Consider the following 19850-nt stretch of genomic DNA (forward strand, 5'->3'; position numbering starts at 1 on the left):
GAGCATGAGACAACTAACAAAATTGAAGCAGACAGACCGAAAGTCAGTGTGGGCGTTCCGTCCTCTGACTTTTGGTCTGGTCGTCTTGAGTGAACTAATTTTTCCGGCAAAGGGGCACGCAGGAGTGGTTCCCGAGGCTTCTGCCCCCATGTGCATTCCTGCCCCTGGGATGCCCTGTCCCGGCGACAGCCAGGCAGTCCCGTCCAGTGGTGTGCGCAAGTCAGGCACCGCGTCGATCGAGTCAATGACGCTGAAGGAATTGCAGAACAGTATTGACCGGATGACCACCATCAACCCTGCCGCCATCCTGAAAGTACGAGACAAGCAGGTGGAGGGCGCTCAGGCGCTCCAGGAGTCTCTGCAGCGCGAGCAGCAGTCCGAAGAAAAACGTCGGGCACAGGCCGCACAGGAAGCAGAAGCCGCCCGGCTGGACGCGATTCGGGATCTCAACAAGACCCTGCAGGGAATGCCAGGGGGCGGAGGGACCGAATCGCTGGAGGTCTGGGGGGGCGCTCCCGATACCATGGCTCTCCCTTCCGGGGGGACAGCATTTTTTGGCCTTGGAGGAAGTCAAGGCGCCGCCGCTGCGCAGGACCCTTTCAATGACCCGATGGTGGTCGACCTGCGTCACCTGAAACATGCCTCTTACCTGGTGCAGGCGGTCGAGACATCAACCACGGCGGACGTGCCGGCACTGCTGGACAAAGCCCTGGCAAGCGTGACCGGAGACATCCCCAACCTTCCTGCCGGAGCGGTCGCCCCGGTTCTCGATGAGAAGGGACGTCAAAGGTTTCAAAAGGCCTATAACGATTACGCCAAAACTCACGAGGCATTGGCAAAAAGCGAGACGGCCTTAAAGCAAGCCAGAGAGTGGAAGAAGACGGGGGGACCGGAAGCAGAGGCCGCCTGGGAAAAGGCCCGGTCCGCTTTTGATAAGGCACAGAATTTGGCTTACGCGGCGAGAGAAGAAGCCGTCCGCGTCCTTAGGGCCTTGGGCACAGGCAAGGATCCGGAAACTTTCCATCCACCGATTCCCTCCATTCCTGCCGTCCATGAAGAGACCTGGATGGAGATGCAGAAACGGATGATGCAAGAGCGGGTGACAAGCGATGCCCTGACGCAGCGGACCCAAAAAGAACTCCTCGCCGTTGTTCCTCCGCTTAAGGGGGCCTTCGAGAAAATGCACGAAGTGGTCATCCTCGGTTTCGGTACAGATGCAAAAGACGCCGCAAACATGATGAAGGATGGCGTCAGTTGTTTCAGTAATGGAAAGACCTACAAAAGCATGAACGATGCTGCGGATCGAGCGAAAGCGGAAGGGAAGGAGGGTGTCGGTGGGGCTGTAGTCGTGTCCTTCGGCACCGATAAGGACGATGTGAAAGGGCTGGATTACTATGCAACTGAGTCGGGCCGGGTATTCGGGGATCATCTTTTAGATGGCGAGATATCCCTGAAAACGCCTCAGGCAAGAGAAGCCCTGGCGCAGGTTACCGGCAAGGAGGTTGACCGACTTGTCGCCCACAGCAACGGTGCGACCATCGCCGAGGCGTTGATTCGAAATGACATGATCCATGTGAATGAATTGAACATCGTCGGCGGCGACATGTCCCTGGCCAAGAAAGGTGCCTATCAGGAGCTCGTGGATTCAGGGAAAGTCAAACGAGTTGTCGTGTGGGCCAACCTGAACGACCCCGTTGTCTGGGGCACAAGCGAGGCCCCAACAGAACTGCTGTCGAGCGGCAAGGCCGTTGTTGAATCCCTGGGGAGAAAAGTCATCGGTGCGCCGAGCACCGGTGTCGATTACCACCTGATGTGGGGTGCTGACTACCGGATTCTGGCCGCGCCTAAAGGTATTTACGAAACAGCAAAACGGGACGCCGAAATGCTGATATCGCACCACTACGTCGAGTCGTCATATTTTCCTGGCATTGCGAATTATTATGGGACTAATTACACACTTCCCAAAAGGGTGGTCGACGGCAAAGATCCGCGTGATTCTAAATAACTCGAGGCGGAATACAGGGAAGGATTTTCATCAACAGCAGCATAAATCAGGGAACGTTTTCGATAAAATGACAACCCTTGCTCTCCTCCCCTCCTTCCACGTCAAACCCGTATCGATAGCCCCGGTCAGCTTCAGCACGGCACTGTTCGCGGCCTTGCGTGACAGTCATGTCCACTTTTGCTCCTGCCCACAGATTGTTGAGGCCAGGGCCGTCATCTGTTATTTTGCTATGCGTCGTCTGCGGTTCCCCGCGTCCGCCATTGGCGCTCAGCCAGGCGCTACCGCTTCAGGCGTCAGCAAAGCAACGCGGCGAGGTGAAAAACTGTATTGCGAAGATGAAGTTTTTCAGTCATTTATAGGATAATCGTTTTGGCAGGACCGTCCTCATAGGGGCGTATATATTGCCTCTCTCCCGGAGCCCTCAAGAAAAGCGCATTTTTCGATGCCATCAATTCTCGGGGCTTTAGTAGCCTTGTTCCCAAAGCAGTCACGAGATTTTGGGGACATGACCGAGATTCAATTTGTCAGCCCCGCAGAAAGTCGGGAATATTCATGTTGTCGGATAAATTTATGAAAGATTTTGAACCTGGGCTGGCCCCCTATCTCAGCATCCGTGTTTCGCTGAAATTTGCAGTTATTCTCATCCTTTTCGTCGTTTTCTATGTTTCCTTGCCGCCCAAAGAAGCCTTAGCTCAAGACGCAGTAACCCCTGTTGAAGCGGGTGAGTCGATACCTCCTGTTCAAGTGACAAAGGACTCCGGCGATTCAGCAACTTCTTCGGTTCTGAAATTCGTCTATGGCAAATCAGTTAGGGATGGCATCCTTATCTTGCCCTATGGCATTCACACCCAAACAAAATCCAAAAGCATAGCCCATAACAATTGTTTCGGACTGGTCTATAATTCTTTCTCAGTCGGAACATTTATCAACTCATTTCATGAAAGAACCTGGTATCTGGTGGCGATACGCAATCTCATTGCGTACCATGGCTTCGGACTCGATTACTTTGCGGGAGTCCTCTATGGATATAAAGGGAAACTGGCAACAGTCAGTGGAGTTCCATTTCGTAATAGTTTTCTGTTCAAACACAACTTCAATCCAATTCTTTCACTTGATACCTGGTACGAGCTTACGGACCATATTCAACTACAGGTAACTTACACACCATTGGTGGTGTTGGGTGGCATTAAATATAATTTTTAATTCTGAATTACCCCAATAACCGAGGCACTTTCTGCCGCTAAAGATGTTGTTCTTCTAATTCAGCTAGCAGAAGGCCCTGTAGTGAAAGTCTTGAAAAACTCGAACACGGTCACCAGCAAGATGGCCAGGGGGAAACCCGCAAGGAACTCTGAAGGATTTGTTAAAATCGAATTGGCTGGATGTCCGGAAGATGTTTGTTGTTTTGCAGGAGTCGACGTGTGTATCGACAACCCGATTTATCGGATTATCGATACGGCTGAACGGTTTAAAGCGGCTGTTATTATTATGGGTAAGCACAGCCAGGCAGAGTTCGAGCGCCTTTTTTTGGCAGTGTGGCGGAGAAGGTGCCGCATAAAAGCAGGACGCCCGGTGTTTCTTGTCCCGCTTTCGATTGATTAAGGTCAACTTGTTTAGAGGTTAATAGATCTTAGTGGCCACCAAGGTATGCCTTACGCACCTCGGGGTCGGCAAGGAGTTCTTCCCCCGTACCGGAAAGCCGAATCTCGCCGTTGACCATGACGTAGCCGCGATCGGCAAGTTTGAGGGCATGATTGGCATTCTGCTCTACCAGGAAAATCGTTGTGCCTCGTGATGCGATCTCTGCCAGGTTGTCGAATATCTGCTTGACGATGATTGGTGCCAAGCCCAGGCTCGGTTCATCCAGCAGCAGCAGTCGCGGACGGCCCATGAGCGCCCGGCCGATCGCCAGCATCTGCTGTTCGCCGCCGGACAGGGTTCCGGCCCGCTGATTGCGGCGTTCCTTGAGGATGGGGAACTTCGCATAATTTTCTGCCAGGTCGGTATGTGCATGTTCCATCCCGATGGGTATCGTCCCCATTAGTAGATTTTCTTCCACCGTCATTCCTGAAAAGATGCGTCGCCCTTCCGGGACCTGGCCGATACCCAGACTGGCGATCTGATGAGTCGGTACATTGGTGATATCCTGCCCCAGGTATCTGATCTGCCCGTTCGCTGGGCGGGGCTCACCAAAAATGGACATCAGCAGGGTCGATTTTCCCGCCCCGTTGGCGCCGATCAGGGTTACGATTTCACCCTCATCTACCTGCAGGGAGACTTTGCGCAACGCCTGAATCGCTCCGTAATAGGAGTCGATCTCGACGAGCTCCAGCAGAGGTTGTTCACTCATGTGGTTCTTGCCTCCTGAGCTTGGCCGCCGTCAGAAGAACCTGCGGCGGTTTGAGCGGTGGCCGAGTAGTCTTCTCCCAGATAGGCGGCAAGGACTGCGGGGTTGTTTTCGATATCATGAGGTGTCCCCTCAGCGATGATCACGCCGTGATCGAGAACGACGATCTGTTCAGAGACATCCATGACCATCCCCATGTCATGCTCGATGAGCAAAACTGTGACCTGATGCTGATCTCTGAGGACCCTGATCAGGTTGGTCAGCTCCTCGGTTTCTTTTGGGTTGAGACCTGCGGCAGGTTCGTCCAGGCAGACCAGTTGTGGTCCGGTGGCCATGGAACGGGCAATTTCCAGGCGCCGTTGGTGACCATAGGGTAGTTCACCGGCGAGACGATTGACATCCTTTTCGAGGCCTACGACTTTTAACCAGGCGTGGGCACGATCGATGGCCTCCCGTTCAGAGCGGCGAAAAGCGGGGGTCTGCAGTACACCGGAGATCGGGTTGCGAATGATCTGCGCGTGTTGGGCGACGAGCAGGTTTTCGATCGCCGTCATCTCGCGGAACAGACGGATGTTTTGAAAGGTCCGGGCTACGCCTGCCTGGGCGACCCGGTGTGAGCCGCCGAACATCTTGTAATAGAGACGGCTGGCCAGGCGGGGAGGGTTCAGAAAATCTCCGGACTGGAGCTTTTCTCCCAAAACCTGAACCAGATTGATGTCCTTATCTTCGCTGCGGTAGTGGATGCTGCCGCCGGTTGCGCGGTAAAAGCCGGTGATGCAATTGAAAACGGTGGTTTTCCCGGCGCCGTTCGGGCCGATCATTGCGGAAATCGACCCGCGCTGGATATCGAAGTTGACGTCGCTTAAGGCCAGGATGCCGCCGAATCGCATCGTCAGCCCGCGTACGCTCAGAAGCGGTGTCCCTGTCGGTGAACTCATAAGGACGCCTCCTTTATATCATAGGCTTTACGCTTGATGCGGATCAGACCACGGGGTTTCCAGAGCATCATCAAAACCATGGCAAGGCCAAACAGCAGCACCCTGTATTCAGCGAAATCCCTGAGTACTTCGGGCAGGATCGTCAGTACCAGGGCAGCGATGATGACACCGACCGTCGATCCGAGTCCGCCGAGGACCACGATGGCCAAAATCAGTGCGGATTCAAAGAAGGTGAAGGAACTGGGATTGATGAAGCCCTGATAGGTGGCGAAGAACACCCCGGCGATCCCGCCGACCATCGCTCCCATCATGAAGGCGGACAGCTTGACGGTGACATGGTTGATGCCCAGGGAGCGGCAGGCGATTTCATCCTCGCGCAGCGCCTCCCATGCTCTGCCCATCGGCATCTGTTTGAGTCGAGTCACAAACAGAATCATCAGGCAGACGACGATAAACAGCATCAGATAGATGAAGATGTATTTGTAGGTCGGACTATAGGCCATGTGAAAATATTCATGAAACGGCACGCCACCCTGGGTAGCATGACGCGTAAACTCCAAGCCGAACAGGGTGGGTGGGGGGGCAGAGGCGCCGTTGGGGCCCCCGGTAATATCCAGCAGATTGTTGAGTATCAGGCGGATAATTTCGCCGAAACCGAGGGTAACGATCGCCAGGTAGTCGCCATGCATGCGCAATACCGGAAATCCGAGCAAGGCACCGAAGAGTGCCGCGCAGAGGCCGGCGAACGGCAGCATCGTCCAGAAGCCCAGATGAAAATACTGAGCGCCCATCGCCAGACTGTAAGCTCCGACCGCGTAAAAAGCGACATAGCCCAGGTCGAGCATGCCCGCCAGGCCGACGACGATGTTCAGACCCAGACCGAGCAGGACATAGATCATGGCCAGGATGACCACGGTCAGCCAGTATTTTCCCAGGATGAAGGGAAGCACCAGTCCAACCAGAATCAGAACCGGGATCACCAGGTATTGGAACTTCCCTTTTTTCAGGCTGGAGACAGTGACCCCGGCCTCCCGTTTGCCGATCAGTTTCCCTAAATAATGCCGGCCTTTTGTGGTTTGCATAAGGTATGAGGTCAGGGCCCGTCCAACGGCGACAATTATTGCCATTATCAGCGGGCGGATCAACTCGTTTCGAACCTCGTATCCGTCAAGGATCAGTCCCGAGATGGGGCCAAAGAGGATCAGGGCGAGAAGCCCGGACCAGAAACCGTCGACCACGGCTTTGCGCACGGAGGCTTTTTGCGGCATTGTCATGGATCAGACCTTTTCAATCTCAGGTTTGCCGAGCAGACCACTGGGGCGAAAAATCAGGACAAGCACAAGGAGGGCGAAAGCAAAAACGTCCTTATAGTCGGCACTGACAAACCCGGCGAACAGACCTTCCGACATCCCGAGAACCAGGCCTCCCAGCATGGCGCCCGGCAGCGAGCCGATCCCGCCCAGAACTGCGGCAGTAAAGGCTTTGATGCCGGTTATAAAACCGATGTAAAAATCGAAGGAGCCGTAATTGAGCGTGACCAGTACTCCGGCCAGTGCCGCCATCGAGGAGCCGATGACGAATACGGTGGAAATGATGCGGTTGGTATTAATGCCCAACATCGCCGCCATCTTGCGATCCTGCTGGGTCGCCCGGCACTGGCGGCCGAGAGAGGTTTTCTGGATGATGTAGGTCAGGATCCCCATTCCCACAAATGATGCGACCACGATCATGATCTGAATGTTGGTGATCTGGACGAAGTTATTCTTTCCCCCCCAGCGGACCACACCCTCCACCAAAAGCGGAACCCCCTGATTCCTCGCACCCTGAGAGACCTGAACATAGTTCTCCAGCACCAGCGACATGCCGATCGCCGAAATCAGCGGGGCCAGGCGGGTCGATCCGCGCAGGGGGCGATAGGCGAGTCTCTCAATTACCCAGCCGTAGGCCCCGGTGATCGCCATGGCCAACAGCAGGGTCAGGATTATGGCGAAGGGCAGAGAGGTGACACCGAAGGAGAAAATGACTGCCAGGATGATCGCGGTGAGATAGGCCGAGATCATGTAAATGTCACCATGGGCAAAGTTGATCATGCCGATGATGCCGTACACCATGGTGTAGCCGATGGCGATGAGTCCGTAGATCGATCCAAGAGTCAGGCCGTTCAGAAGTTGCTGGCCAACGATGTACATATCCATTCAAAATCCTTCTGTTGGGGTATCAGAATGATGAAGCCGGTCTGCCTCTTTTGCGTCAGCGCATCGGTGACAAACCGGCTTCTGGTTTACTAATTCGTTGAACGAACTCATGCACTACCAAAACTTCCAAGCCTGCACCCAATTAAAGGTACCCCCGCCGGGGACATGGCCCGGACGGGGAGATCCCGATCAGAGTTGACGAAATTTGCCTTTGGCGTCCCACTGGTACATGACAAAGTCGGAAACTTTGAGGTCCCCTTTGCTGTCCCAGCTCTTTTCCCCAAGGACAGTATTAACGCTGTGGCTGTGCAGCCAGTCAGCCATCTTGTCGAGATCGGTGCTGTTGGTGGCTTTCATTGCAGCGGTCAGAGCCTGGATCGTCGCATAGGAGTAAAGGGTATAACCCTCAGGCTCATAGCCGCTGGCCCGGAACTTGGCGATAACATCGCGACCGGTTGTCAGAGTCAGAGGATCCTGACCAAAGGTCATGTAGACGCCGTCAACATATTTCGGGTCGCCTGCAGCAGTGACAAAATCGGAGGTGTTGATCGCATCGCCCGAGATGAATGCCGCGGTGATGCCCTGCTCGCGCAACTGACGGACTAGTGGCCCGGCTTCGGTATGGAGACCGCCGAAGAAGACGGCATCTGCTTTAACCGATTTGACCTTGGTTACCAGAGAGTTAAAATCCTTTTCCCCACGGGTCAGTCCTTCATAAAGGACCTCTTTGGCGCCCAGCTGCTTCATTCTGTCGATCATGGCGTCTGCCAGCCCCTGACCGTAGGAATCTTTATCGTGGATGACCGCCACCCGCTTGGCCTTGAGGTTATTGATAATAAAGTTGGCGGCCACGGCGCCCTGTTGGTCATCACGGCCACACATGCGGAAAACGCCCTTCATGCCTCGTTCGGTTACCTTCGGGTTGGTCGATCCTGGAGTCATGACCAGGACGTTGGCATCGGCGTAGATTGTCGATGCGGGGATTGTCGAGGATGAGCAGTAATGGCCGTCAACCGCCTGTACCTTGTCCACATCCATAAGGCGGTTGGCGACCGATACGGCCTGCTTGGGCTCACAGGCATCGTCAGCTTTGATCACTTCGACCATTTTACCGTTGACGCCCCCTGCGGCGTTGATGTCCTTTGAAGCCTGTTCGGCTCCTCTCCAGAACTGTTCCCCGAAAGCTGCGTAGCCGCCGGTATATGGCCCGGCTACGCCGATCTTGATGGTATCTGCAGCGCCAGCCGAGCCAACCATGGCCAGGCCACCAATCACTACTGCTAACAACAGGGACTTCGAAAATGAACGATTCATCATCTGCTTCTCCTTTGGTTGTTTAAAGCCATTAATGCCCCGGGGTGAAAACCGAGTTCGCTAATTTGATGAAAATTCGACTCGGCGTATTTAAGAATGTGTATTTGGAATGATTACGCCCTATGATGATACCCTGGCAATTACGGATTATCACTGGGGTAAATGAATTGCCCCCTATGCAGCAGACAGTTGGACCAGGATAACTAAGTATCTGGTGGTAAAAAGATATTCTCCAAGCTTGGAGAACCTGGCTATTCGACCCAGGAGGACCAAGCCGTTGGTACGTGTCGATCGTGCCCTGTTTGGTATGTTCATTAGCGCAAAGTAAATTCAAGCTAGCAATGTTGAAAAAAATATACAACAGAAAAATAGAACAGGGTTTGTTGGGCGGCGTAACAAGGCCGTTTAAGTTTTACTGCGGAATCAAATCCAATTTAGCAGACCGGCAAAATAAATATTATCAGGCATTTGCGCGCGTATCGAATGATTTTGATCGCGACGTGTCAGATGCTTTTGCTGCGCGCTTAGAAGGAAGGGGGGGAGCAGGCGCTTATTATTTCGCAAACCTCTGCGCCGAGATTGCGAAAGCGGTGAGGGAGACGGCTGTCAAAATAGTAAGCGTCGCCCTCGGCAAGAATGTCAATTTGCCCTCCGACAGTCAGTTCGATCTGACCCTTAATGACAACGCCTCCCTCTTCAGCCTCATGACGCAACATCTCCTCGCCGGTATCCGCTCCCACCTCAATCCGCTCATGGATAATCTGCATTAATCTCTCCTTGAGACTGGAGCCGACCTGGAGGTAGGAGAGATTTTTGTCGCCGATTTCGGTCAGTTCGCTGGCGCGGTAGATGATTTTCTCCTGGGTTGGCGCGCCGAAGGAGAAAAAATCGGTCAGGGACATGGGAAATCCGTCGAGAATTTTTTTGAGAGTGGCAATTGAGGGACTGCTGCTGTTTTGCTCGATCATGGAAATGATGCCATTGGTGACGTCGGCACGTTTTGCCAGGGCGCGTTGGGAAAACCCGTACATTTCGCGAATAGTGCGCAAGCGCTCGCCAATATTGATATCCACCTGCCAAATCTCACTTTCAAGTTTTAATAAATAAGTGCAAAAATTAAATTGTGCGCTCAAGCCAACTGGCAATATATCAGGCAGCCTGAGGTATGTATAGGATCGGTGTCTATAAAATTTGACAGCGCCGCAGCCGAACAGGGATATTTTCTACCTGATAATGGCGTCTTCTCCTTTTGAACGTAATAAATAGCATAGACAGACAGTTTCTTAACATTTCAAACCAGTCCCCTTAAGGATCACCTGAGTGATGAACTTGGCTGCGTCTTCAAAGTCGGGGAGAGTCAGTTTCTTTTTCCCCAGGATGAGTTCTATCTGGGCCGAGAAATCCGCATAGGTTTGAGTGGTCGACCAGATCATGAAAAAGAGGTGCTGCGGATCAATCTGGTCCATCTTCCCGGCGGTGATCCAGCTTTCTACCAACCTGACATCTTCTTCGAAGCGCGAGAGCAATTTCGCCCTGATCTCGGCTGAGAGATGAGAGGCGCCGTTAATGATTTCGGTTGCAAAGACCTTTGAACCGTTTGGTCGGGTTCGTGAGAGTTCAATTTTTTTTCGAATATAGCTTTCAAGCTTTGACGCCGGGTCTTGCCCGGGTTGATCAAGAAGCGCCATGCTGTCAAGCCAGAGGCCGAGAATATCTTCCAGCACTTTTTGGTACAGCAACTGCTTTGAGGCAAAATAATAAAGCATGTTCTGCTTAGACAGACCAGCCCGTTTGGCGATGGTGTCGATTGTCGCACCGTTGAAGCCGAACTGAGCAAAGACCTCCTCCGCGGCCTTCAATATCCGAGCTTCATGTTTTTTGCGACTGAGTGAGGAACGCTTTTTCTGCGGGCTCTTCGCCTGGTTGTTTTCCATCCAATATTCCCGTCGAACCTGGTGACCGGTTGCTATGCCAGTGTTTAAAAAATAATCAAACCTCAAGCAGCCACATGAGCGGCAATCAGTTGCGCTATGACACCTAGAAGCGGCGACTCAATCTGCCCGAAACAGCCTGCAAGAGGAAGGATTGTGCCATTGCCTAATTATTGACCATTTAATTGACTTTTGTGTAAAAAATTAAACAAATCCCGAAAATTGCTTGACAACACCGGGACCGTACCATATTTTTACCGCATGGTCAAAAAAACAGCGTTTGGTATTGCGTTGTAGATAATGGGAACCAAGGCAATTATCGTTTTATTCTCCTTAACTTTATAGTAGTTAGACATGAAAACATTTTTATATTTTGATTGTTTAATTCAACTTTCTTCCGGCTAGTGGGGCAGGAGGAAAGGGGCACTCACAGGGCCGGATCTTTGGGCCTTTCTGCTTGGCATTTCCTTTGCTATAGCTGAAATTTCCCTGTCCCTGGGAAATAACAAAAGCCCTTGTAAATAAAATTCAGAGGAGGAAGAAATGTCGGATCAGAGGTTGAAGCAAGCCGTGTCACATATCCAGCAATCTGGAGAGTTTGTTGAACTGGAGGCAGGTCAGGATGTCATCGATAGTCCTATGTACAATGAGGACATTGCGCCCACAAAGATCAGTCAGAGAACCTGGTCAACCTGGAACGTCGCAGCCCTGTGGGTGGGCATGGCGATCTGCGTCCCCACATATACACTGGGCGGCGTGTTAACCTCTTATTTCGGTCTGGATGTGACCGAGGCCCTGATTACAATTCTCGTCGCGAATATAATCGTGCTCATTCCCTTGACTCTCAATGCCTTCCCCGGAACAAAATTCGGTATTCCTTTCCCGGTTCTGGTTCGCTCATCTTTTGGCATTTACGGCTCCAACCTCCCGGCGATGGTGCGGGCTCTGATTGCCTGCGGCTGGTTCGGCATCCAGACCATGTTTGGTGGCATGGCTGTCCATCTGCTGCTCTCTGAATTTTCGAGCAGCTGGGCCAGCCTCGGAGGAACCGGAGAAGTTTTCGGGTTCTTTATTTTCTGGTCGCTGAATGTTCTCGTTGCGATTAGAGGATCCGAATCGATCAAATGGCTTGAGACTCTGGCGGCACCTTTGCTGCTGGCTGTCGGCATCGGCTTGATTTTCTGGGCATCTCCACAAATCGATTTCGGGCAACTGCTCTCGGCTCCTCCCAGTCGTCCTGAAGGCGCTTCCGTCTGGAAGTATTTCTTCGGGGGGCTCACCGCCATGGTCGGTTTCTGGGCGACCCTGTCGCTGAATATCCCTGATTTCAGTCGTTTTGTCCGTTCCCAGAAAGATCAGGTCATCGGCCAGGTCATCGGTTTGCCGGTAACCATGTTTCTCTTTGCGACTCTGGGCGTAGTTCTGACTGCGGCATCCACAACGCTGGTTGGCGAGACGATCTCCGATCCGATCTCTCTGATCGGAAAAATCCACAGCCCTTTCTGGGTTATTCTGTCCATGATAATGATCATCATCGCGACCATCTCGACCAATATTGCGGCAAACGTCGTTTCACCAACCAATGATTTTCAAAATGCCTTTCCCAAGTACATCAATATGAAGCGTGGCACCCTGCTGACCGGCCTGGTTGGTATTCTGCTGATGGGTTGGGAACTGCTGCGGAAGCTGCAGTGGGTCCACTCTGACGTCAGCGTCGAGAGCATGTACTCCAACTGGCTGCTCGGCTACTCAAGTCTCCTCGGGCCCATTGCCGGAATTATGATCGTCGATTACTTCATCACCCGAAAGCAGAAGCTGAATCTGATCGACATTTACAAGACCGGTGGAGAGTACCCCAATTTTAATAGCGCCGGCCTGCTCGCGTTCTTTATTCCGGTCGGATTGACCATCTTTGCTTTGTCCACTGGCAATCTGATGTGGTTCTACGATTACGGCTGGTTCACCGGCTCCGCGCTCGGCGGCATCCTTTATTGGCAGCTGACCAAGCGGGGGGTGGGACTTAATCGGTAATAAACGCAGGGTCGGAATCGACCGATCTGCGGTGTAATATGAATCCGCCGGGCATCACATTATTGCCCTTTTAATTCTTGTCAATTAAACCAAGGAGTGAGTGCGTCATGAATTACACATTTTTTCACAAAAGCCTGAGCCTGTTTACAACCGTACTTATGCTAACGACCCTTCTAATGGTATGTGGGACCACCAGCGCCTTTGCCGGGTCTGCCCAGTGGCAAACGAGCAACGTCGAGTTACTTCTGGGTAGCGGTTATAAGCTTGGGGACGACACGCGGACGACCCTGACTTTCGAGCATGCTAACGGCTGGAAGTATGGTGACAATTTCTTCTTTCTCGATGTCGTCAACCCGATGCGCGACGGGGTCCATAGTACCAACGACCTGTATGCCGAGTTCTCTCCCCGCCTGAGTCTGAGCAAGATCTCCGGCAAAAAAATTGCTTTCGGTTTTGTTAAAGATGTCCTGCTGGCAAGTACCCTGGAGATGGGGGAATATTCTCACAACTACCTTTACGGTGTTGGCTTCAGCCTCGATCTCCCAAAATTCGCCTACGCTGATATCAACATTTATGTACGCAACAACCCGAACCAGGACGGTCAAACTTATCAGATCACCCCGGTCTGGGCGCTGCCGTTTACTGTTGGTTCGGCAAAAATGCTGTTTGAGGGCTTTGCCGATATCGCCGGTTCGGAAGGAAACACCAAATTCAACATCGACTGTCAGCCGCGCCTGCTGCTCGATGTTGGCAACTTCTGGCAGGCTCCAGACAGCCTCTGGGTTGGCGTAGAGTATATGTATTGGCACAACAAGTTTGGCGTTGACGGGGCCAATGAGTCCCTTCCCCAGGCCATGGTGAAGTGGGTCTTCTAGTCTAGATAAGAACAGGGGTCAGGCCCTTGGTGGCCTGGCCCCTGTTCTTATTTCAGCGCGATAGTCCCTGACCAAACGATCCTGCCCGCCCCACTAAAGAATATCAGACAGTCTCCAGCCGGGTTCGGAAGGTCTGTTATTTCGTCCTTGACACAATTATTGAAACATATGCCAGACCGACACGAGGAGGTTCGACCGTGTACAACCCTGAAAAATTTCAACAGATGCCCGGGGGGATGTCACTTGATCAGGCCGTCGCCGAAGCGGAACGCTGTCTCCTGTGCCATGATGCGCCCTGCTCCAGGGCCTGCCCTGCGGATACCGACCCGGGCACCTTCATCCGCAAGCTGCGTTTGAAAAATGTGACCGGCGCGATCCGGACCATCAAGGAGAACAACATCCTCGGCGGGGCTTGCGGTGTGCTCTGTCCTGCAGGCCGGCTCTGCGAAAAGGAGTGCTGTGCGACCGGAATCAGCAGGCCTGTCGAGATTGCCAGAATCCAGCGATTTCTGGTGGAGCATTCCTGGGTGCGGAACCTCAAGGTTCTTGAAACCGCCGAGTCGAACGGGAAAAAGGTTGCCATCGTCGGTTCGGGGCCGGCAGGCCTGAGTTGTGCGGCCGAGTTGGCCAAGCGCGGCTGCGCGGTCACGGTCTTCGAGGCTCGCCCGGAGGCTGGCGGCGTTATCCGCTACGGAGTCCCGGCGTACCGTTACGATGTTAACTTTCTTGAACATGAACTGCAGGAAATTAAAGAGTTGGGGGTCGAATTTTGCTGTAACACCCCGATTCGTAATCCGGGCCAGGCGGAAGAGCTCCTGGCCAAAGGGTACGCCGCGGTCTTTATCGCCACCGGGCTCTGGGCGGCCACAAGCTTGAACCCTGAGAAGCAGGGTGTCGATGGACTGTTTACCTCGGTTGAGTTTTTAGCCGCCTTGCGCGCCGAATCGCTCGAGAAGATGCGAGCAAGGATCGCGGGAACCGTAGTCGCCGTCATCGGAGGTGGTTCCGTCGCCATTGACTGCGCTGAATCCGCCTTGAAACTCGGCGCCACAGACGTCTATCTGGTCTATCGCCGCTCCTTTGCGCAGATGCCTGCCGAAGAGGGCGAGAGACTTGAAACCCTCGCGTCCGGAGTGCACTTTCTGCTCCTGAACCAGCCCCTTGGTTTTGTGGTCAACCAACAGAATAAAGTCGAGGGACTGCGGTTGATTCGCACCCAATTGGCCGAAGCCCAGGGCTCAGATCGGAGAAGCCCGCAGGAGATTGCCGGTTCCGAGTGGGTGTTAAATGCCGATATAGTCATCGAGGCGATCGGGAACCAGGCAGAGGCCGATTCTCCAGCCTGGTATCCTCACGTCAAGGTGGATGCTCGGCGACTGATTCAGGCCGATGCCAAGACCAGAAAAACCTCAGTCCCTGGAATTTTCGCCGGAGGCGACATTGTTCGTGGTCCAGCGTTGGTGGTGGAAGCGGTTCAGGACGGCAAACTCGCCGCCATGGCGATTACCGATTATCTGTCGCAGAAGGAGATGTGATCATGGCCCGAAAAAAAATTGATCTGGCCGTGGATTTTTGCGGCGTCAAATTTGAAAACCCCTTTCTGCTCTCCTCTTCACCGGTTTCCAATAGCGCGGAGATGGTCGCCAAGGCTTTTGAGGCGGGCTGGAGCGGGGTCGCTTTCAAGACTCTCAATTCTGATCGCGTACCTATTGTGCACCCCTCGCCGCGCATGAACCCGTACAACTACGGCAGCAAGCGACTGGTCGGTCTGCAGAACGTGGAGCAGATTTCCGATCGTCCGTTGAAGGATAATCTGCTTGATTTTCTCTACCTGAAAAAAAACTATCCAAGCAAGGTCATCATCTCAAGCATCATGGGATTCTCGAACGAGGAGTGGGCCTATCTGGCCAAAGCATCGGAGGATAACGGCGCCGATATGCTGGAACTCAACTTCTCCTGCCCGCATATGACCGTCGAAGGGTCCGGCCACAAGGTCGGACAGGCTAACCACCTGATTGAAAAATTTACCGCAACGGTCAAAAGGGCGGTGTCGATCCCGGTTCTGGCCAAAATGACCCCGAATATCACCGACATGACCGAACCTGCGCTGTTTGCCAAACAGGGCGGAGCCGACGCGATTGCCGCCATCAATACGGTCCGGGGCATTTCCCAGATCGGGCTAGATGACTGGACCGCGCGGCCGAATGTGGCCGGCATCGGCGCGATCAGCGGAACCTCAGGGCCAACAGTCAAGCCGATCGGGTTACGTTTCATCGCCGACCTGGCCAAGTGCGAAAAACTCGGGCTGCCTCTCTCGGGGCAAGGGGGGATAGAAACCTGGATCGACGCCCTTGAATATATTCTCCTTGGCTCCACTACCGTCCAGGTCACCACCGGTATCATTCACTACGGCTATCGCATCGTCGAAGACCTGATTGAAGGCCTTTCCGATTATATGCTCGAACGCAATATCTTAAGGGTCGCTGATTTGGTTGGCAAAGCCCTGCCCACTCTGCAGGAGACGGACAAGTTTAACCTCGAGAGTCAGGGGATCGCCAGTTACGACCTCGATCGTTGCGTCGGCTGCGGCCAATGTCTGATTGTCTGCAACGACTCGGCAGGCCAGGCGCTCGAATGGGATGCCCAGACAAGGCGCCCCAAACTGATTGAGGACAAATGTCTGAGTTGTATGGTCTGCAGTTTTGTCTGCCCGGTCTCCGGACTCATTACCTATAAAAAACAGCCTTCCGGCTGGCAACGGCGAGAGACTGCCGTCATGGGCGAGGGTCTCGGGTCCGAGCTCAAGCTTGAAGCGTTCAAATAGAACTTGAAGGAGGCAAAGATGAGCTTATTGATCAAGGGAGGTCTGGTTGTCACCGCAACCGGAAGTTATGTCGCGGATGTTCTGGCCGAAAACGGCAAGATCGTCGCTATCGGGGTCGATCTCGGGAACACGGCTGATGAGGTCGTCGACGCCAGGGGGAAGTATGTCCTGCCCGGAGCGATCGATCCCCACACCCATTTGTGCATGCCCTTTATGGGAACCTATGCTCAGGATGACTATAAATCGGGAACGATCGCCGCGGCTTGCGGCGGGGTGACCACGGTGATTGATTTCCAGATCCAGCAGAAGGGGGAATCAATCCGTCAGGGGCTTAATCGCAAGATGGCCCTCGCCGAGGGCATGGTCGCGGTTGATTATTCATTGCACCCGGCAATCACCGACCCGCGTCCCGAGGTTATTGACGAGGTTAAGCAAGCGATCCTTGAGTACGGTACCCCCAGTTTCAAGATCTTCATGGTCTACGATTTCCGGGTTGACGACGCCACCATGATCAAACTGCTGGAGCGGACCCGGAAACATGGAGGACTGGTTCAGGTGCACGCCGAAAATCCGCATATCATCCAGCATATGAACGAAAAACTTGAGCATGAAGGGAAACTGGCCCCCTACTATCATGCCGTCAGCCGCCCGAATATTGCCGAGGAGGAAGCGGTGGAACGCGCCGCACGCCTGGCAGAATTTACCGGTTCGCGGCTCTATATTGTGCATCTCTCTTCGCGAGAAGGGTTGGCCAAGGTCAAGGAGTTTCGCAGTCGCGGGATCGATATCTATGCCGAAACCTGCCCGCAGTATCTGCTGCTCGACGAGGAGTGCTACAAGGAGGCAGATTTCGGCGGGGCCAAGTATGTCATGTCGCCACCGCTGCGGACCAGGGAGAGCAACGCGGCCTTGTGGGGCGGGTTGAAAGCCGGAGATGTCCAGGTTATGGCGACCGATCACTGTCCGTTTGACTTCAACGGCAAGAAAGATATGTTCGGCAAGGATGACTACAAAAAAATCCCTAACGGCGCGCCCGGGATCGAAACCCTGCTGCCGCTGCTCCACTCGGAAGGGGTCGTCACGGGTAAGATAAGTCTTGAGAAGATGGTCGATGTGCTCGCAACCAGCACCGCCCGGATTTTCGGTCTGAAAGATAAGGGTGCCATTGAGGTCGGCAAGGATGCCGATATAGTGGTGTTCGACCCGGCGCGTAAATTCACCATCGCCCAGGATAAGTTGCATATGAATGTCGACTACAATCCCTACGAAAACAGGGATGTAACCGGTATGCCGGAGGTCGTTTTTTCACGGGGACAAAGAGTCGCCGAATGGCAGAACGACCGGGTTGAATTTGTCGGTGTGCCAGGCCATGGCCGGTTTGTGAAGAGAGTTCCGCTTCGCGATTGAGCGGTTACACGCAGTTTTATCCGTAGCTACAGGAAAGCGAGATCATTTAATTTATTAAACATCAATTTTTTTTGCTCGAGGCGGACGCTAATCGCTATGGCAAGCGCATTAACCTGACTGCATCGCAACAACTGAGGCATTTAGGCTATGGGGCTTTTGCTAGAGGATGGTCGAGATAAAGACATTGTGTTTAATAAAATGATCACTTTTAGCTTGTCTAATTTTATAACCATGTTAGTGTCTAGTTCAGATGGTCGTTCAGACTTCTATTGCGACAGCATCGACCATAACAGATAACAACAGGAGGAAGAGCAGATGACCAAGGCAGCAGAACTTAAAACGATCGATCACTATATAAACGGCAAGGTCGTTGCCGGTGTCAGCGGCCGCTACGCTGACGTTTATAATCCGGCGACCGGCAAGGTCACCGGGAGAGTTGCGCTGGCGAATGCTTCAGAGGTTGCAGCAGCCATTGCCAATGCCGAAGCTGCTTATCCGGCCTGGCGGAATACCCCGCCGGCCAAGCGCGCGCAGGTGATGTATCGTCTGAAAACGTTGATGGAACAAAATTCCGACAAGATCTGTGCGCTGCTGACTGCCGAGCACGGCAAGGTGCTGAACGATGCGGCCGGCGAACTACAGCGTGGCATCGAAAATGTCGAATATGCCTGCGGTGCGCCCGAGCTGCTCAAGGGGGAGCACAGCAAAAATGTGGGGCCGTCCATTGATTCCTGGAGTGAGTTTCAGCCTCTCGGGGTTGTCGCCGGAATTACCCCGTTCAATTTTCCGGCCATGGTTCCCCTGTGGATGTGGCCGATGGCCATTGTCTGCGGCAATACCTTTGTGTTGAAGCCCTCCGAGCGCGATCCTTCCTGCATGATGTATCTGGCCGAGCTGGCACTCGAGGCCGGGTTGCCCCCCGGAGTCCTCAACGTGGTCAACGGTGACAAAGAGGCAGTTGATGTACTGCTGAGCGATGAGCGCATCATGGCGGTGAGTTTTGTCGGTTCGACGCCGATTGCCGAATATATCTACAAGACCGGCACCTCCAACGGCAAGCGCGTTCAAGCCCTGGGCGGGGCGAAGAATCACGCCATTGTCATGCCTGATGCCGATCTCGATAACGCCGTCAGCGCTTTGATGGGCGCGGCCTACGGTTCCTGCGGTGAGCGCTGTATGGCGATTCCGGTGGTTGTCGCGGTCGGCAATGAAGTCGGTGACGCCCTGGTCAAAAAATTAAAGGCGGAGCTGGCGGTCATGAAGGTTGGTCCCGGCACCGACGTCAGCAATGATATGGGCCCGCTGATCACCAAAGAACATTTTAAAAAGGTCAAGGGGTATGTTGACCTGGGCGTAACAGAAGGTGCCGAACTGGTGGTTGATGGCCGTGGTCTGGTGGTTGCCGGTCATGAAGAGGGCTATTTCCTCGGCGGCTGTCTGTTCGACAAGGTCACTCCGGGTATGAAGATTTACCGCGATGAGATCTTCGGTCCGGTGCTCTGTGTGGTGCGGGCCGAGAGCCTGCAACAGGCGATGGATTTGATCGACGCCCACGAGTATGGCAACGGGACCTGTCTCTTTACCCGCGATGGCGAGGCCGCCCGTTACTTCACCGACAATATCAAGGTCGGTATGGTCGGCATTAATGTCCCCTTGCCGGTGCCGGTCTCCTATCACAGTTTTGGTGGCTGGAAACGCTCTCTCTTTGGCGATCTTCACGCTTATGGGCCGGATGCGGTGCGCTTCTATACCAAACGTAAAACCATCACCCAGCGTTGGCCTTCCGGGGTACGTGAGACTGCGGTCTTTACCTTCCCGATCAACAGCTGAGGACCAACAGGATCCGGTCGCCGGGAGGTGGCCGGATTTTTATCAGGGTCAGGAACCGTCATGGCGTGAGTTGCCAAATGATGGCTGGGCCGGGCCGGCTAACCCCTCTCGGTTTGGTCCGGCCCGGAATTCCTTTTGGAATAAGCTTTGTCT

General features: G+C 53.7%; 17 protein-coding genes. 9 read left to right on the forward strand and 8 right to left on the reverse strand.

What is annotated here, in order from left to right; translation table 11 throughout:
* Positions 1–4 precede the first annotated feature (4 nt).
* Positions 5–2005, forward strand: a complete 2001-nt coding sequence (locus tag D888_RS0102110; protein WP_156826923.1) for a hypothetical protein — start codon at positions 5–7, stop codon at positions 2003–2005.
* 46 nt (positions 2006–2051) lie between these two features.
* Here the strand turns inward: D888_RS0102110 and D888_RS24715 are convergent, their stop codons facing one another.
* The gene (locus tag D888_RS24715) at positions 2052–2174 is read right to left on the reverse strand and encodes a hypothetical protein (RefSeq protein ID WP_020674869.1); all 123 of its coding nucleotides are present in this window, start codon (positions 2172–2174) and stop codon (positions 2052–2054) included.
* A 401-nt stretch (positions 2175–2575) separates the two neighbouring features.
* Between D888_RS24715 and D888_RS0102120 the strand changes: the two genes are divergently transcribed.
* Both D888_RS0102120 and D888_RS20440 read left to right on the forward strand, forming a co-directional pair.
* Entirely contained in the window at positions 2576–3208 is a 633-nt protein-coding gene (locus tag D888_RS0102120) for a hypothetical protein (RefSeq protein WP_156826924.1), read from the forward strand.
* Between the two features lie 81 nt (positions 3209–3289).
* Entirely contained in the window at positions 3290–3607 is a 318-nt protein-coding gene (locus tag D888_RS20440; protein ID WP_033423220.1) for a hypothetical protein, read from the forward strand.
* 28 nt (positions 3608–3635) lie between these two features.
* On the opposite strand, the gene D888_RS0102130 is transcribed toward D888_RS20440, so the two are convergent.
* The 7 genes from D888_RS0102130 to D888_RS0102160 all read right to left on the reverse strand — a co-directional run bounded on the left by D888_RS0102130 (position 3636) and on the right by D888_RS0102160 (position 10733).
* Entirely contained in the window at positions 3636–4355 is a 720-nt protein-coding gene (locus tag D888_RS0102130; protein ID WP_020674872.1) for an ABC transporter ATP-binding protein, read from the reverse strand.
* The gene (locus tag D888_RS0102135) at positions 4352–5290 is read right to left on the reverse strand and encodes an ATP-binding cassette domain-containing protein (RefSeq protein WP_020674873.1); all 939 of its coding nucleotides are present in this window, start codon (positions 5288–5290) and stop codon (positions 4352–4354) included. The genes D888_RS0102130 and D888_RS0102135 overlap by 4 nt, the downstream gene beginning before the upstream one ends.
* Positions 5287–6564: a high-affinity branched-chain amino acid ABC transporter permease LivM gene (gene livM, locus D888_RS0102140; protein WP_020674874.1), complete on the reverse strand. Its 1278-nt coding sequence runs from the start codon at positions 6562–6564 to the stop codon at positions 5287–5289. The genes D888_RS0102135 and livM overlap by 4 nt, the downstream gene beginning before the upstream one ends.
* 3 nt (positions 6565–6567) lie before the next feature.
* Positions 6568–7485, reverse strand: coding sequence for an ABC transporter permease subunit (locus tag D888_RS0102145; protein ID WP_020674875.1), 918 nt, complete (start codon positions 7483–7485; stop codon positions 6568–6570).
* A gap of 189 nt (positions 7486–7674) precedes the next feature.
* Positions 7675–8799 (reverse strand): ABC transporter substrate-binding protein, encoded by a 1125-nt coding sequence (locus D888_RS0102150; protein ID WP_026362176.1) that lies wholly within the window; start codon positions 8797–8799, stop codon positions 7675–7677.
* A 524-nt stretch (positions 8800–9323) separates the two neighbouring features.
* Positions 9324–9872, reverse strand: a complete 549-nt coding sequence (locus tag D888_RS0102155) for a cupin domain-containing protein (RefSeq protein ID WP_211215653.1) — start codon at positions 9870–9872, stop codon at positions 9324–9326.
* Positions 9873–10082: 210 nt separating this feature from the next.
* Positions 10083–10733: a TetR family transcriptional regulator C-terminal domain-containing protein gene (locus D888_RS0102160; protein ID WP_020674878.1), complete on the reverse strand. Its 651-nt coding sequence runs from the start codon at positions 10731–10733 to the stop codon at positions 10083–10085.
* 540 nt (positions 10734–11273) lie between these two features.
* On the opposite strand from D888_RS0102160, the gene D888_RS0102165 reads away from it, so the two are divergent.
* The 6 genes from D888_RS0102165 to D888_RS0102190 all read left to right on the forward strand — a co-directional run bounded on the left by D888_RS0102165 (position 11274) and on the right by D888_RS0102190 (position 19697).
* Positions 11274–12761, forward strand: coding sequence for an NCS1 family nucleobase:cation symporter-1 (locus D888_RS0102165; RefSeq protein ID WP_020674879.1), 1488 nt, complete (start codon positions 11274–11276; stop codon positions 12759–12761).
* 107 nt (positions 12762–12868) lie between these two features.
* Positions 12869–13636, forward strand: coding sequence for a DUF5020 family protein (locus D888_RS0102170; protein WP_020674880.1), 768 nt, complete (start codon positions 12869–12871; stop codon positions 13634–13636).
* 197 nt (positions 13637–13833) lie between these two features.
* Positions 13834–15171: an FAD-dependent oxidoreductase gene (locus D888_RS20445; RefSeq protein ID WP_020674881.1), complete on the forward strand. Its 1338-nt coding sequence runs from the start codon at positions 13834–13836 to the stop codon at positions 15169–15171.
* 2 nt (positions 15172–15173) lie between these two features.
* Complete coding sequence (gene preA / locus D888_RS20450; protein ID WP_020674882.1) at positions 15174–16460, forward strand: NAD-dependent dihydropyrimidine dehydrogenase subunit PreA; 1287 nt, start codon at positions 15174–15176, stop codon at positions 16458–16460.
* A gap of 18 nt (positions 16461–16478) precedes the next feature.
* A complete protein-coding gene (gene hydA, locus D888_RS0102185) occupies positions 16479–17867 on the forward strand; it encodes a dihydropyrimidinase (RefSeq protein WP_020674883.1) in 1389 nt (462 codons plus the stop codon).
* 315 nt (positions 17868–18182) lie between these two features.
* Positions 18183–19697, forward strand: coding sequence for a CoA-acylating methylmalonate-semialdehyde dehydrogenase (locus tag D888_RS0102190; protein ID WP_020674884.1), 1515 nt, complete (start codon positions 18183–18185; stop codon positions 19695–19697).
* The last annotated feature ends 153 nt before the right edge of the window (positions 19698–19850 follow it).

Origin of the sequence: Geopsychrobacter electrodiphilus DSM 16401 (assembly GCF_000384395.1) — a bacterium.
GTDB classification, from domain to species: Bacteria; Desulfobacterota; Desulfuromonadia; order Desulfuromonadales; family Geopsychrobacteraceae; genus Geopsychrobacter; species Geopsychrobacter electrodiphilus.

Excerpts from the sequence above, each read along its gene's own strand:
- hydA (WP_020674883.1), top strand. The coding sequence starts at position 16,479 with ATGAGCTTATTGATCAAGGGAGGTCTGGTTGTCACCGCAACCGGAAGT.
- D888_RS0102190 (WP_020674884.1), top strand. The coding sequence starts at position 18,183 with ATGACCAAGGCAGCAGAACTTAAAACGATCGATCACTATATAAACGGC.
- D888_RS0102165 (WP_020674879.1), top strand. The coding sequence starts at position 11,274 with ATGTCGGATCAGAGGTTGAAGCAAGCCGTGTCACATATCCAGCAATCT.
- D888_RS0102160 (WP_020674878.1), bottom strand. The coding sequence starts at position 10,733 with ATGGAAAACAACCAGGCGAAGAGCCCGCAGAAAAAGCGTTCCTCACTC.
- D888_RS0102130 (WP_020674872.1), bottom strand. The coding sequence starts at position 4,355 with ATGAGTGAACAACCTCTGCTGGAGCTCGTCGAGATCGACTCCTATTAC.
- D888_RS0102150 (WP_026362176.1), bottom strand. The coding sequence starts at position 8,799 with ATGAATCGTTCATTTTCGAAGTCCCTGTTGTTAGCAGTAGTGATTGGT.
- D888_RS0102110 (WP_156826923.1), top strand. The coding sequence starts at position 5 with ATGAGACAACTAACAAAATTGAAGCAGACAGACCGAAAGTCAGTGTGG.
- D888_RS24715 (WP_020674869.1), bottom strand. The coding sequence starts at position 2,174 with ATGACTGTCACGCAAGGCCGCGAACAGTGCCGTGCTGAAGCTGACCGG.
- D888_RS0102120 (WP_156826924.1), top strand. The coding sequence starts at position 2,576 with ATGAAAGATTTTGAACCTGGGCTGGCCCCCTATCTCAGCATCCGTGTT.
- D888_RS0102135 (WP_020674873.1), bottom strand. The coding sequence starts at position 5,290 with ATGAGTTCACCGACAGGGACACCGCTTCTGAGCGTACGCGGGCTGACG.
- livM (WP_020674874.1), bottom strand. The coding sequence starts at position 6,564 with ATGACAATGCCGCAAAAAGCCTCCGTGCGCAAAGCCGTGGTCGACGGT.
- preA (WP_020674882.1), top strand. The coding sequence starts at position 15,174 with ATGGCCCGAAAAAAAATTGATCTGGCCGTGGATTTTTGCGGCGTCAAA.
- D888_RS0102145 (WP_020674875.1), bottom strand. The coding sequence starts at position 7,485 with ATGGATATGTACATCGTTGGCCAGCAACTTCTGAACGGCCTGACTCTT.
- D888_RS0102170 (WP_020674880.1), top strand. The coding sequence starts at position 12,869 with ATGAATTACACATTTTTTCACAAAAGCCTGAGCCTGTTTACAACCGTA.